Raw genomic sequence first — 14,542 nt, 5'->3', positions numbered from 1 at the left:
AATGGATATTAATATGCAAACCCTTAATGGCTTCAGGCCGACCCCCATCGCCCTTCTCTGTTCTGTGCTATTAAGCGCCCCGGCGTTCGCCGCCGACAAGAGTGAGGCCCAGAAGAAAGAGATGGAAGTACTGACAGTGGTCGGCGCCAAGAGTCGCCCCATGAGCTACAAGGCGAGCGACATGAGCACGGCCACCGGCATGAAACTCTCGTTTCTCGAAACGCCGCAGTCTGTTACAGCCGTCACCGCCAAGGCCATTGAAGATCAGCAGCTCAACTCTGTCGTCGATGTTATGACCAGTGTCGCCGGGATCAACGCCCGCCCCTCGGACAACGACAGATACTCCATCAGCGCCCGCGGGATCTCGGTCAGCAGCATTCTCTATGATGGTGTGGCAACCACCTATGACACCCGCTTCAACTATGGCGACAACCTGATGGACAGCGCCCTTTACGAGCGCATCGAAGTAGTGCGCGGCGCCACCGGCTTGATGCTGGGTGCCGGTAGCCCTTCCGCCGCCATCAATTTGGTGCGAAAACGGCCCACTGCCGAGTTTCAAGGCAGCGTCAGCCTGAGCAGCGGCTCCTGGGACATGCTGCGCGGCGTGGTCGATCTCTCCGGTGGCCTCAATCAGGATGCCAGCATCCGTGGCCGAGTGGTGCTGGCCTATCAGGACAGGGAAAACTGGCAACACAGATATGAACAGCAGCGGCAAACCCTGTATGGCATCCTGGAGGCGGATCTGGGAGCCAATACCCTGCTGACCCTGGGCAGTGACTTCCAGCATACCAGGCCGGAAGGCACCATGTCCGGCGGCTTGCCGCTGTTTGACAGTGACGGCAACCGCACCAATTACGACCGCCATGTATCCACCGCCCCCAGTTGGGCCTCCGCCAAGACAGATGCGCTCAACAGCTTTGTGACTCTGGAGCATCATTTCAGTTCAGACTGGACCCTTAAAGGCAGCTATATCTATGGCGACAACAGCCTGGAGTTTGATGTGCTCTGGCCCATGAAAAATCCGGATCCCGTCACCAATGAGGGCATGGTCCCCGGCTCTTTGGCCTTTATCGACGGCAGCCGCACTCAGCACACCTTTGATCTCAAGCTGTCCGGCAACTTCAACGCCTTTGGCCGCAACCATCAACTGGTAGCCGGTGCCAATCAACAAAAACAGGATTTTGCCAACCCCTACTATGGCGCACTCGGCGCCAGGCCACCTTTGGGAGACTTCCGCCAACCCGGCTTTGATTACCCAAAGCCGCAATGGAGCGATAAGGTGCTCTACGGCTCCTGGGGTGAAACCAAGCAACAATCTGTCTATGTCGCTTCCCAACTTGAGCTGACCGATGCCCTGTCCATGGTACTCGGTGGCCGCCTGGATAACTGGGAGACTGATCAGGATAACTTTGGTGCCAAACACGACTATAAGGTCGATGGTGAGTTCACCGGCTACCTGGGACTGACCTATGCCCTGAGCGACGAATATGCCCTGTATGCCAACTACACGGACATTTTTACTCCGCAAAATAAGGTTCAGGCCGATGGCCGTTACCTGGACCCCATCAAGGGCAGCAACTATGAGGCCGGGATCAAGGCCAGCCTGTTCGATGAGGCGCTGGACTTGTCACTGGCCGCCTTTGAGATCCGTCAGGACAATGTTGGTGAGCGAACCGGCGAAAACCTGCCCAACAGCACTAATCCTATTTATCTCAGTGTCGACGGCACCAAGACCCGGGGTTTCGAGTTTGAGGTCAACGGCTCCATCAATGACAACTGGGATCTTTACCTAGGCTACACCCAGTTTGATACCGAAAATCCCGAAGGCCAAAAGATCAACACCACCAACCCGGAGCGGCAACTCAAGTTCTTTACCACTTATGAGTTCGATGGCTGGCTTCACGGATTGCAGCTGGGCGCCGGGGTCAACTGGCAGAGCCGCATCTATAGCCAAGTCTCAAAACCGGACGGAAAAAAGGTTGAAGTGGAACAAGGCAGCTACGCGCTGGTGAAGTTAATGGCGAGATACAAGTTCAATGAACAGTTGAGCCTGAGAGCCAATCTGGATAACGCCCTCGACAAGAACTATTACAGTCAGCTCGGCTTCTATGACCAATTCCAGTATGGCGCGCCGCGTAACTTCAGCGTCACCCTGGACTACCGTTTCTGAGCCGCGTTATGCCGTGAAATTATCCATCATAAGGAGCGCCCCGCACTGCGGGGCGAATAACAAATATGTTGTGTGAAGCAAGGCGCCTGTTGGCGCTTATCGTGTTTCTGAGCCTGGGGCTGGCGGGCTGTTATGCCCCTCCGCAAACCAAAGCCCAAACACCGCCGCAAGACGGTTATCCGGTTTGCATTACCACGGCCCACGGGACCAGCTGCATCGAGTCGCCGCCCAAGCGCGTGGTGACCCTGGGAGCGGGGGCCGAAGACTGGACGCTATCCTTAGGGGTTGTCCCCATCGCCATTGAACCCCATTACTGGGGCGGCGATGCGGAGGGTTATCTGCCCTGGTTTCGCCAGGCATTGGAAGCGCAAGAGCTGCCGCTGCCCGCCGTCATCAGCAGTTACCCCGAACTGGATGTGGAGCGATTATTGGCCCTGAAACCGGATCTTATTCTGGCGCCCCAGTCCGGTATCACCCGCGAAAGCTTTTTACAGCTGAGCGCTCTGGCTCCCGTCATCGCCTATCCGGACAAACCCTGGCTGACACCGGTTAAGCAGCAGGTGGAACTGATAGCCAAGGCGCTCGGCAAAGAAGCGCAGGCCAAAGCCCTTTTGAAACAGCAACGGGCCTATATCGCCCGAGTCGCCGCCGAAAACCCTGAGTTCAATGGTGTGCGCCTGGCCTATATCAATGCCGCCAGTCGAGTTGGCAATCTCTCGGTTTATGTCACAGGCGATCCCAGAGTGGATCTGCTGTTGGCGCTGGGGTTTGTATTGCCGCCACAACTTTCCGGGCTCAATGCCAGCCGAGGCCACTTCGCCGCCCACATAGGACTGGAGCGCACCGACATGCTGGACGATGCCGAGCTGCTGCTCAGCTGGTACAGCTCGGACAAGGCCAGAGCCGAGGTGGAAGCCATGGCGGTTATCCGTCGTCTGCCCGCCATGCGCCGCGGTCGGTATCTGGCAATAACCGACCCGGCGCTGGTGATGGCCAGCTCCTACGGCTCGCTGCTAAGCGTTAAATGGGCTATCCCCAAGCTGGTGCCGCAACTGCAACAAACCCTGGCAGGGCAACAAGAAAAAACTCGCCAATACCGGCATCAAGACACACAGCCAGACGCAGATACAGGCGCGCCATCGAATAAAAATGGGAGGCCGGGATGACACACCCAAAAATCTTTCTGCAACATGGAGCTACCCAGTGCCCGAGTCGTCTTGGACGTAACGCGGTAACCCTGCTTGGGCTGCTGACGATACTGGCGCTGCTGGTATTGGCCAACCTGCTCTTTGGCGCCCGCACGCTACCGCTGACTATGCTGGGCAAGCTCTGGCAACCGGCCGCAGACGATCATCTGTCGCTGGTGTTACAGGCAAGGCTGCCAAGATTGCTGTGCGGCATGTTGGCCGGCATGGCATTGGCAATGGCCGGTTGCGTGATCCAGGCGCTGTGCCGCAACCCCTTGGCGGATCCCGGTCTGCTCGGCGTCAATGCCGGCGCCAGCGCCTCTCTGGTCACTCTGGGGCTATGGAGCGCAACAGCGGGTTTGAGTCTCTTCTGGCAGGCCTTGCCCGGGGCGCTGCTGGCCAGCGCCTTGGTGTATATGATGTCCAGGGCGCAGCAATCCCAGGGGCAATCCGCTGCGGTCAGGCTGATCCTGGCCGGCGCCGCCATCAGCGCCGTGCTCGGGGCCTATGTCCAGGCCAGAGTGCTGCTGAACCCGCAGCTGTTTGATGGTTTCAGGTATTGGATGGCGGGCTCCCTGTCCGGGCTGGGCTGGCCGGAGTTTCATGCGCTCTGGCCTTATCTGCTGCCCGCCGCAGCACTCTTGTGGCTGCTGGCGCCGGCGCTGAATCTGATGCTGCTGGACAATCATACCGCCAAGGCGCTCGGTGCCTCCCAGGGCTGGCAGGGACTGCTCGCCTGGCTGGGTGCCACCTTGTTGTGCGCCGCAGCCACCGCCATTGTCGGCCCGCTGGCCTTTGTCGGCTTGGCCAGTACCCATCTGGCCAGGCGTTATCTGACGCTCAATTTCCGCCTGCTATTACCGGGAGCCGCTTTGATAGGCGGTGCCATGGTATTACTGGCAGATCTGTTGGCGCGGGTATTGATGCCGCCGGCCGAACTGCTGACCGGCATCATGGTCGCCTTGCTGGGCGCGCCGTTTCTGTACCTGATGGCCCGTGGGCAAAACCTGAAGGAGGCGTCATGAAACCAACCCGTTTTCCCATCTGGCAATGGGGCCAGATAACCTTAAGAGCCCCCTCATCCGGCGCCATAAGGGCCGCCTTGCTGGCCATGCTCCTGCTTATCGCTGCACTGCTACTTAGCCTGATGCTGGGACATCAGGGCCTGGCGCCGGTGAGCCTTGCCAAGGCCCTGTTTGCCGAAGCTTCCGACTATGAAAACTGGCTTTTGTGGCAATCACGCCTGCCAAGGGCACTGTGCGCCCTCGGCGCAGGCATGGCGCTGGGGCTCTCCGGCGCCGTGTTTCAAAGCCTGAGCCGTAACCCGCTGGGGAGCCCGGATATTCTCGGGGTCAATGCCGGCGCCAGTGCCGGCGCCGTCCTCTGGTTATTATGGCTGCCGGAACTGCCATTGCTGCCAGGCGCCCTCTTGGGCACTGGGGTTGTGCTCATGCTGTTTTTCGCAGGACTCGGACGCCAATGGCAGTTTTCCCGCAATCTGGTGCTGATGGGCATTGCCATCAACGCCTTTGCCATCGCCCTGGTGCAATTTGTGCTGACACTGGTGCAAAGAGAGCAAGCGCAGCAGATGCTGGGGTATCTGTCCGGCAGTCTGGCACACCGCACCTGGGGTGATGTGCTGCTGATAACCTCAGTACTACTGCTGGCGTTGCCCGCTCTGTTGCTGCTCTCCCGCCGTCTGTCACTGCTGAGCTTGGGCCAGGAACTGGCTCAGGCGCTTGGTAACCCGGTGCGCCAAAGCCAAACACTGGCGCTGCTGTTTGCCACCTTGCTGGCGCTGGGCGCCGTACTCTGCGCCGGCCCTGTAGCCTTCGTCGCCTTGGTGGCGCCACATCTGGCCCGCTTTGGCAATCGTCAACTGGCACTGCTGCGCTCGGCGCTGATAGGCGCGCTGTTGCTGCTAGGGGCCGACACCCTCACCTTATTGCTGCCGGGCAACCAAAGGCTGCCGGTGGGCGTATTGACCGCCCTCATCGGCGGCGTCTATCTGGCGCTGTTGTTGAGCCGCGAAATCCGGGGACAACCGCAACTGGCCAAGGGACTGAAAGGAGAAAGATCATGACCCAATACCCTGACTATGACATTGCCCTCTGTGGGCATGAGCTTTATCTCGAGTACGGCCAGCGGCCCATCATAAGCGCCATGAACCTGGCCATCCCCAAGAGTAAGCTGACGGTGATCCTTGGCCCCAATGGTTGTGGCAAGTCGACCCTGCTCAAGTGTTTGAGCCAGGTACTGCCGCCCACACGCGGCCAGGTCATCTTGGGTCACACCCCCTTGGCGCAGTTGAGCAACAAGGCCAGAGCCAGGGAGTTGGCACTACTGGTGCAAAAGCCTGAATTGCCGGAAGGAATAGATGTGCAGGAGCTGGTCAGTCGCGGCCGCTACCCTCATCAGAGCCTGTGGCACCAATGGTCAGAGCAAGATGAGCTGGCGGTTGCCCAAGCCCTGGCTGCCACAGGGTTAACCACACTGGCACAAAGGCCTGTGGCCGAGCTCTCGGGCGGCCAGCAACAGCGTGTCTGGCTGGCGATGGTGCTGGCGCAGCAAACCGACTTGCTGCTGCTCGATGAACCCACCTCGTTTCTCGATATCCGCGCCCAGCTGGCAGTACTCGACTTTTGCCGGGCGTTGGTGGATCAGGGCCGCACCTTGGTATTGGTGCTACACGACATCAACCAGGCTCTGCGCTACGGCGATCACTTGCTGTTGATGCGTGATGGCAAGTTGATTGCCGGCGGCGCGCCTGAGTCACTGTTGACCGAGGCCCTGCTGGAACAGGTGTTCGATATCAATGCCAACATAATCACAGATCCCGAGGCCAACTGCCCGATGATTATCCCCAGACCCAGAGTAAACCCCAGAGCTGCCGGGCGCCATGGCGGAGAGGATTCGACCAACACTGCCACCGGGGGACTGCCGTCATGGGAATGAGTATTGCCAGCGAGCTCAACCAACTATTGGCACAAAAAGCCGCCTTCTATGGCGAACACTTCAAAGCCATAGAGAGTCTGGAGCAGTTACCCCAAGAAGCCATCAGCTTGAACTCAGTCTTGAGCCAGACACATTACCCGGCGCTGCTGCAGCAATTTGCCCTGAGTTATCAAACCAAGGTGTCCACGACTTGTGCCAGAAAGCCCGAGATCGACGCCCGGGCACTGCACTCCATGTGGAGTCAGTGGTTTTTCGGCCTGCAACTGCCCCCCCTGCTGCTGTGGTTATTTGCCAGTCAGCCCGGCAGCGCACTTAACCGCGCCATAACATCAGCAGCTTGCAGTGACAACTGGTACCTTGAACCTTTTGATAACGGCCGGGCAGAAACTTTTTATCTGCTGCTTGATGCGGATGTCAGCCATCCGGCTCCCGCCGGGCAACTTGCCAGTTGGGAAAGCTTACTAGAGCGGTTGCTCATTCCGATTGTCGAGCGCCTGGCAGAGCTGGGGCCAGTGCCATCAAAGCTGCACTTCGGCCATCAAGCCTATATTGTGCATTGGTATCTGGGTGAGTTGTCACTGCCCGTCAGTTGGCGGAAGCAATTGATAAGAGAGATGTTCGAGCAAGCTGAGCTGCAGCCACGTACCTATGTTGCACCTATTGTCCATCCATTTTGGCGTAAGCTAAGGCTCAAGCAGCAGCAAAGCCCGCGTATCGCCTGTTGCCTGCGACACAAGCTTCCCTGCACCCAAATGTGCGCCGATTGCCCGCTGGATAAAGATGGTCGCAAAGGCAAAGGGCAAAAGGCCTGCGGCTAGTCCTTTGACGGGGCCAACCCTTGGATAATCTGTTGCAAAATAGAATATCCCGCCTTCAAGACGGATCAGGAGAGCAAAAAAAGCGGCAACCCCAAGGTTGCCGCTTTTTCAAGATTTGAGTTGCCTGGCTCAGGCTTAATCCAAAAATGCTTCTTCGTCTTTCTCTACCGGAAGTGACTCAATCACTTCATCCTGCAGCTGATAGTAAGCATCTTGGTACTCATGAATTTCCATAACAACTCCAGTCTATTCTGTAGGGTACAGGGCGCATCTATTTTTGGGTTCCCACTCTTTGGAAGTTGAGATCCCGCTGACACTTTATGCCCGATTCCGGCTTTTTCGGAGCCTTAGGTGTTCCCCCAAGGCGGCGCCAGTATAACAGGGAGTCACCACGAGTTACAGAAAACTTTCACTTTCGTCACCAATAATGGGTTAAATCGCTTTATATTGCTCAAATTTGAGCCAAAACAGTAATACGGAGTGAAAGACTTTCAACTTGATATACCCCGGAGTTCTGAAGCGACATTTTTTAAACAGAATGATTCTAACAACCCGTACGGTAACTGCTATTGCTTAGAGAAGGCCTCCCGGCCCGTAAATCAGTAAGAGGACGACGCCATGAATCATATTGTCGACTTTGAAGCACGAACTCTCGCCACCCTGCTGGCCAGTGGCGATATATTGGGAATGCGCATGTTTATGGAAAGGATGCAGATGCCCTTGGATGTCCAGGACAGGCTACTGCATCAGGCATCCGGCTTGAGCAGTTTTGATGCCGAAGGCATAGCCGCCCTATTGGAAGAAGGCGGCCAATCCCTGATCTCTGAACGCCTCGGTTATTGAGTGTTAGAGTCCGGTTCTCCCTCATAGCGATACAGCAACACCTTCAATGCCCTGTCAGGATCCCGGTCTGCAAAGGCCGGCGGGTTATCTAGCTGCTTAACAAACTCAAGCTCTGGCGCCGCTTCACTGACCTGGCTCTGTAAAAAAGCCCTGTCCAGCTCAGGCGCATTGAGACAGAGCAACAACTCGGCCCCCGGGTTCAAAAGTTGTGGCAGATGTCGCAGCAATCGCAGATAGTCTTTGGTTGCCACAAAGCTGCCCTTTTGGTTGCTGGGCGGATCGACAATCAGCAAGTCATAGGGCCCGAGTTTTTTGAGTTTGCCCCAAGACTTGAAGATATCATGCCCCAGAAAGCGGGCGCCGGCAGTAAGGCCATTGAGCAAATGGTTTTGCTTGCCGATGGCCAGCGCCCCTTTACTCATATCCATATTGACCACTTCATCGGCGCCGCCCTTAAGGGCTGCCACCGAGAACGCACAGGTATAGGCAAACAAATTCAGTACTTTCCGCTGAGCACTATTGGCCATCACCCACTCGCGGCCGTTTCGCATGTCCAGGAACAAACCATGATTCTGACCGCGCAGCAGATGCAACTGATAACGGCAGCCAAGCTCGCTGGCCAGATGTGGCTCGGGGATCTCGCCGGCAATGAGCTCGGTGCGGGTTTGCCCGGCGGCGCGGTATTGATAGACCAGATTCAGTGCCAACCCCAAGGCTTGCCAGCGCAATTGCAGACGCTCGGTAACCCGCGCCAGCTCTTCCGGCGTCAGGGGTTTAAAGGCGGTCAGCAACACCACAGGTTCAAACCAATCCAGGCATAAGTGCTCGCTGCCTGGATAACGGCCACCGCGGCCATGAAACAAACGGCCACACTCATCGCCTGGAGTCAGGTCGGTGATGGCTTCCAAAAATAACTGCATGAAATCCTCAACTTCTTATTTCTGCCTTTATTCGGCATCGGCTGCCGCTTCTTTATCGGCACTTTCCCGCACGGCAATACTGGCCTCGTCCGAGAGCAAAATTGCCAACCAGTTGCCGCTCTGGCTCGATTCCAGGGCGATCTTGACTATCATGGTGAGCGGCACGGACAGCAACATGCCGACCGAGCCCAAGAGCCAGCCCCAGAAGATCAACGACAGGAAAACCACCAGAGTAGATAATCCGAGACCACGTCCCATAAATCTGGGCTCTACCAGATTGCCCATCACCATGTTGGTCGCCAGATACAGGACGGCAACCCCACCGGCACCCGCGGTGCCCAACTGCACAAAGGCCAGCAGTACGGCCGGAATGGCGGCGATGATAGAGCCGATATTGGGAATATAGTTAAACAAAAAGGCCACTACGCCCCAGAGCAACGCATAATCCACCCCCATCAGTGCCAGACCGACACCGACAATAATACCGGTTGCCAGGCTCACCAGGGTCTTGATCACCATATATTGGTTCACCGATTGCAAGAAACGCTCAATCTGGGATAAGCGCATCTCAGGGTCATCCAGCGCCAGATGTACCTTACGCGGCCAAGATTGTGCCTCAAACAACATAAAGACTATGGTCAACACTATCAGAAATAGGTTGGCCATCACATTTCCGACACCGGAGAGCGTATTAGTGGTCAAAGACAAGGCCATGCCGGGATCCAGATAGGCCAGCACCTTGTCTTTGGAGATGTGGATATTCAGCTCCTTGAGCTTGTCCAATATCCAGGCAAATTGTTCCACCAGCTGCGCGCGATATTGCGGCAGTTGCTGGGAAAACTCGTTGATGGAACTGCCCACCACAGAGGCCAGCCAGAGCCCAAGCAACAAAATAATCGCCACCAACACAAATACAGCCAGGGCGCGGGGCACGCGATAACGGCTCAAGGCATTGATGGCCGGGCTGCAAATAACCGCAATAAAGGCTGACAACACAAAAGGCACCACTATGGCGCTGGCGGCCTTAATTCCCGCCAGCACTATGACCAAGCAGGCCATGACAGCAAATCCTTTTAGCGCCATGGACGGGCGATAGGCTGATGACATAATTGAAATTCCTTGTTGATCTCTGTCACAATCAGCCGTTACATCAACAACGATAAGTAGTGACATGATGAAACCCGAACTAGCTATTATACGCATTAAAAACCTGCGCCTGCGCACTTTTATCGGTATCAAGGAAGAGGAGATCAACAATCGTCAGGATGTGATCATCAATGTTTGCATTCATTACTGTGCCGACAAGGCGCGCAGGAGTGATGATATGGAGCACGCGCTCAATTATCGCACCATTACCAAGGCGATCATTAACCTGGTGGAAGACAACCGTTTCTCCCTGCTGGAGCACCTCACAGGTAAAGTACTGGAAATTGCCAGCGAACATGAATGGGTAGAGTACGCCAGCGTTGAAATCGACAAGCCTCACGCCCTGAGGTATGCCGACTCGGTTTCACTGCAGCTGAGCTACCGTAAACCGGCGTAAGCCAGTCTATACTCTGGAGAAACATTCAATAATTCAGGGAGAAGGCATGAATATTCTGCTCACAGGTGCAACCGGGTTTGTCGGTTCAGAACTGGCGCAGCGGCTGGCAAAACGCCATAGGCTGACTATTTTGAGCCGCAACCCCGCGGCGGCCGAGCAAAAGCTGGCGCTGGCACAGACTCGTTACATAGACTCACTGCAAACACCCGGACTGCTTGAGGAGATAGATGCCATCATCAACCTCGCCGGTGAACCCATAGTTGCCAAACGCTGGAGTGATGAGCAGAAACAGCGGATCTGCCACAGCCGCTGGGACATCACAGAGCAGTTGGCTAGGCTTGTCCGCAACAGCCAAAAGAAACCCCAAGTTTTTCTCAGCGCCTCGGCGGTGGGTTTTTACGGCCGTCAGGGGCCGGAGCCCATAGACGAAAACGCCACGCCCCATGATGAGTTCAGCCACAGGGTCTGTGCCCAATGGGAGCAAAAAGCCCTGGCGGTTGCCGATCTCACTCGGGTCTGTATCTTTCGCATCGGCATAGTACTTGGCAAAGATGGCGGCGCCTTGGCCAAGATGCTGCCGGCCTTCAAACTGGGCCTTGGTGGCCCGATTGGCCATGGTCGTCAGGGAATGAGTTGGATCATGCGCGAAGACTTGCTGCGCCTTATTGAATTTCTGCTGGAAAATGAAGCCTGCCGCGGCATATACAATGCCACCGCGCCGCAGCCGGTCAGCAATCGCGACTTCAGCAAGGCTCTCGGCAAAGCGCTGCACCGCCCCGCTTGTCTGCCAGCCCCCGCATTGGCACTGCAACTGGCAATGGGTGAGATGTCGACCCTACTGACCGAAGGCCAGTTTGTATTACCGGTTCATGCCCAGGCCGATGGTTTCGAATTCAACTACCCGGAAATCAACCACGCGATGAAGAACTTATTCGATTAGCACTGACAAGGACTAAGGTCAACGTATCCTCAACCTTTGAATTCACCAACAAAAACGCCCGCTGCTGCGGGCGTTTTTCATCTTAAGCGGTTAAAAACTCAGGCTGGTGCTGGCCTTTTGTTTATCATTGTCGGTCACTGTCAGTGTTACTTCATTGGCACGGCCGCCAATACGCATGGCAACCGGGCCGTTGAATCTACGCCCATCGTTGAAGCGCCACTGCTGCTTTTTGATATAACCGTCAGGATCATAGCTCTCTGAGATAAACACCTGCAGCAGCCAGAGATCCAGATGGCGGATAACCGCCACAGGCTCGGTCGGCTCAGGGGCTATCTCAACGGTCACCTCACGGCTGACACTGTGCTGGGCACCTTTGTCGTCAGTCACGGTCAGAGTGATGAGGTAGACACCGCTTTGCTGGTATTCATGGCTCACCTGCTCGCCAAAGGCTTGAGTACCGTCACCCAGATCCCACTCCTGGCTCACCAACTCACCGTCGCTATCACTCGAAGTGCTAGAGAGCGCCACCGCGGCACCATTTTGCTGCACTGAGAACTCGGCAACCGGTGCCTGATTGGCCGCGGCAAAGTCCAGGGCGATGATAACAGGGTCGTGATCCGATGAACGGAAGGCATCGTTGCTGTAGAAACTTTGCAGTTGCTCCTGCGTCTTGAACTCAGTGTTATAGTCCAGCACCCTGGGTTCATCGGTATTGATATGCCACTCGGTCACATCACGAACATTGGCCAGCATGGCTTCATTGGCCAGAGCATGATCTAGCTGTCCCGACTCACCGGAGAACACATAGGAGTATGCTGAAGGCTTACCAAGCTCGCCAAACAGTTCGGCGTAACCGGCATTGGCCAGGGTTGTCAGTGGGTCTTCCTTGGCGTAGGCGTTGAGATCCCCTATCACCAGCACCTTGTCATGCTGATATTCTGCCTGCAGGAACTGGCCTATCGCCATGGCTGCACGGGTTCGGGTCAGATTACAGTTACCCTGGCCGTCGTTCATGTCGGGATCGCCCAGCGCATTACAATCACTGCCCTTGGACTTGAGGTGGTTGACCGCCACCACAAAGCTATCCTCACTGTCGTTGACGCTAAACTTCTGGGTCAGCATGGGACGGTTCTTGCCATCGTTGAACAGCACCTGACCATTGTCATCCAGCGCCGAATTACTGCTGTCCAGAATCGCCGCCACCCCTTCCGGGGTGACTCTGTCCTGACGATACAAAATACCGACGCTTATCTCATCGTTGCCAATGCGATTAACCTGTGGCGCCAGATAGCGATAGCTGTCAGTGCCAATGGCGTCGTTGAGACCGCGGGCCAGATCGGCAATTGCCGAGTTACTGCCGAAACCATCGTTCTCGATTTCCATCAAACCGAAGACATCGGCGTTAATGGTTTTCATCGCGGCGATTATCTTGGCTCGTTGGCGCTCAAACTCATCTTGAGTATCGGCGCCACGGGACGTGGGGAAACCACCGCCCTGGCCATCGCCGTTGAAATAGTTGAGCACGTTGAAACTGGCAACTGTCAAGGCATCGAGACGATTCAACTCAGGCTCGGATGCTCTGGGATTGGCGGCAACAAAGTTGACGGTATCGACTGGCATCAAACGATAAATGCCAAAGCCGTAATGCATCACCGCGGTGAGGTTTGTAACAGTATCACCGACTCTGAGCGGGTTAGCGGCGCTCAGCCCTGGGGCCGGATAAATAACAGGATCCGGGTTTTGTGCCGTCAGGCCATCGTCAAGCACTATGGAATCCAGGGCATTGGCTGCCGTGACCGCCAAGGCATCGGCGCCGGGATTGGCTACCTGAGTTCCGATAAAGTGACGGCTTGAACCCAACAACACCTCACCATAACGGCCAAGGTTGTAGACTTCGTTTACTGTAAGATGCTGCTCAAAGCTGACCAACATGCCTTCGAAGGCTTCAAGTGCACTGCTGTCATTGACCGGCAGGCTCACTCTGGCTGCACTCGGCAGAGGTTGTGATGTGGTACACAAGGCCTTGGCACTGACATTGGTCAGTTCGGTCAAGCCTTGATATTCAGTGACCTGAGCCCGCACCCGAATTCGGTCGCCCGCCTGATAACCACTAGCGCTATTGCCTGTGTACAGGAACACACCTTCCGAGGTCAAAGGATCGGCATCCGCTTCGGCATCGGCCATCTGCAGGAACAATCCCTTGAGACCCGCTTCCTGGTTACTGGTGACTATTGCTTCCACTTCCAGGGTTTCACCGGCCAATGGACTGGCCTCGCCGCTACCCTGCAATACATGAATGGGTGTAGCCGCATCGCCGCAAACCAAGGCGCCATTACCGGGATCTGTCGGTTCACCCGGCTCACCGGCATTACCGCCAAAAGCCCCCAGGTCGTCGATATTATCAATGGCGAAACCATCCCAACCACTGAGGTCGACCGTATCGAAGGGGTCGAGATCCGCACTCAAGTTGTCCAGCTTACGCCTTATGGTATTGTTTTGAGTGGAAACATCACCGCTGCCCCACTCGGAGCCGGGATCCACCCCAACCTGGCCCAGGCTGTCGACCACCTCACCATTACGGCTCAGCACCAGGGCATCATCACCGTTGAAGAAACTGGCGCTGCTGGTTTGCTGCGCCAATGCCAGGATTGCAGCGTCGGCATCATTGTCGGTCAATACATGAGTGCCACTGGCGGCCAGCATGCCGCTCAGGGCAATGCTGCTGCCTGCGCTGCTACTGCCATTGAAGAAGATATCCAGCTGATACTGGCTGAGATCGACAGCTTGGCTGCCAGCGTTAAAGAGTTCGATGGCCTTATTATTGCCTGAACCTTCAACGTATTCGGAAATGATCACTTGCTCACTCGCCTGAGCCTGGACAGCAATACTGCCCACGGCCAGGGCAAGCAGACTTGCCTTGGTTAACATATTGACCCCTGAAATATATCCTGATTATAGTGATTTTCTTATTTATCAATAAGTAATGTTATTTCCACATCTCCGCATCCGGAGAAGCAGCCACTATAAAGGCTATAAGTTACAACAAGGTTGCAATATGTAAAATATTTATCAAACTTTAGTGCTAGTTAATTAGTCTTATCAATGAGTTAGCTTGGAGGGAAACGTAAAAAAACCTAAGTCACTCTAGTGGTCTAATGAACACGGC

The 14,542-nt window shown here is 55.8% G+C and carries 12 protein-coding genes; 9 read left to right on the top strand and 3 right to left on the bottom strand.

Annotated elements, in window-relative coordinates; genetic code table 11:
• Positions 1-13: 13 nt before the first annotated feature.
• The 7 genes from K5621_RS08275 (at position 14) to K5621_RS08245 (ending at position 7,973) form a co-directional block, all read left to right on the top strand.
• Positions 14-2,170, top strand: a complete 2,157-nt coding sequence (locus tag K5621_RS08275) for a TonB-dependent siderophore receptor (RefSeq protein WP_425332458.1) — start codon at positions 14-16, stop codon at positions 2,168-2,170.
• Between the two features lie 65 nt (positions 2,171-2,235).
• The gene (locus tag K5621_RS08270; protein ID WP_221050902.1) at positions 2,236-3,336 is read left to right on the top strand and encodes an iron-siderophore ABC transporter substrate-binding protein; all 1,101 of its coding nucleotides are present in this window, start codon (positions 2,236-2,238) and stop codon (positions 3,334-3,336) included.
• Entirely contained in the window at positions 3,333-4,382 is a 1,050-nt protein-coding gene (locus tag K5621_RS08265) for a FecCD family ABC transporter permease (protein WP_221050901.1), read from the top strand. Before K5621_RS08270 ends, K5621_RS08265 begins: the two co-directional genes overlap by 4 nt.
• Positions 4,379-5,440, top strand: a complete 1,062-nt coding sequence (locus K5621_RS08260; RefSeq protein ID WP_221050900.1) for a FecCD family ABC transporter permease — start codon at positions 4,379-4,381, stop codon at positions 5,438-5,440. Before K5621_RS08265 ends, K5621_RS08260 begins: the two co-directional genes overlap by 4 nt.
• Complete coding sequence (locus tag K5621_RS08255; protein ID WP_221050899.1) at positions 5,437-6,312, top strand: ABC transporter ATP-binding protein; 876 nt, start codon at positions 5,437-5,439, stop codon at positions 6,310-6,312. Before K5621_RS08260 ends, K5621_RS08255 begins: the two co-directional genes overlap by 4 nt.
• Entirely contained in the window at positions 6,303-7,130 is an 828-nt protein-coding gene (gene fhuF, locus K5621_RS08250; protein WP_221050898.1) for a siderophore-iron reductase FhuF, read from the top strand. Before K5621_RS08255 ends, fhuF begins: the two co-directional genes overlap by 10 nt.
• Positions 7,131-7,748: 618 nt before the next feature.
• The gene (locus tag K5621_RS08245) at positions 7,749-7,973 is read left to right on the top strand and encodes a hypothetical protein (protein WP_100142428.1); all 225 of its coding nucleotides are present in this window, start codon (positions 7,749-7,751) and stop codon (positions 7,971-7,973) included.
• On the opposite strand, the gene K5621_RS08240 is transcribed toward K5621_RS08245, so the two are convergent.
• Entirely contained in the window at positions 7,967-8,893 is a 927-nt protein-coding gene (locus tag K5621_RS08240; RefSeq protein WP_221050897.1) for a class I SAM-dependent methyltransferase, read from the bottom strand. The genes K5621_RS08245 and K5621_RS08240 overlap by 7 nt on opposite strands.
• Before the next feature lie 27 nt (positions 8,894-8,920).
• Positions 8,921-10,000, bottom strand: coding sequence for an AI-2E family transporter (locus K5621_RS08235; protein ID WP_221050896.1), 1,080 nt, complete (start codon positions 9,998-10,000; stop codon positions 8,921-8,923).
• 67 nt (positions 10,001-10,067) lie between these two features.
• Here K5621_RS08235 and folX point away from each other — a divergent pair, with 67 nt between their 5' ends.
• Together folX and K5621_RS08225 are read left to right on the top strand one after the other, a co-directional pair.
• Positions 10,068-10,436, top strand: a complete 369-nt coding sequence (gene folX / locus K5621_RS08230; protein ID WP_096141612.1) for a dihydroneopterin triphosphate 2'-epimerase — start codon at positions 10,068-10,070, stop codon at positions 10,434-10,436.
• A 46-nt stretch (positions 10,437-10,482) separates the two neighbouring features.
• A complete protein-coding gene (locus K5621_RS08225; protein ID WP_221050895.1) occupies positions 10,483-11,376 on the top strand; it encodes a TIGR01777 family oxidoreductase in 894 nt (297 codons plus the stop codon).
• A 90-nt stretch (positions 11,377-11,466) separates the two neighbouring features.
• On the opposite strand, the gene K5621_RS08220 is transcribed toward K5621_RS08225, so the two are convergent.
• On the bottom strand, positions 11,467-14,304 hold the full coding sequence (locus tag K5621_RS08220; protein ID WP_221050894.1) for an ExeM/NucH family extracellular endonuclease: 2,838 nt from the start codon (positions 14,302-14,304) through the stop codon (positions 11,467-11,469).
• Between the last annotated feature and the right edge of the window lie 238 nt (positions 14,305-14,542).

Source organism: Shewanella carassii (assembly GCF_019670705.1).
Taxonomy (GTDB): Bacteria; Pseudomonadota; Gammaproteobacteria; order Enterobacterales; family Shewanellaceae; genus Shewanella; species Shewanella carassii.
Note: the sequence above shows the minus strand (reverse complement) of the source record. Positions and strands in the feature narration are given on the sequence as shown.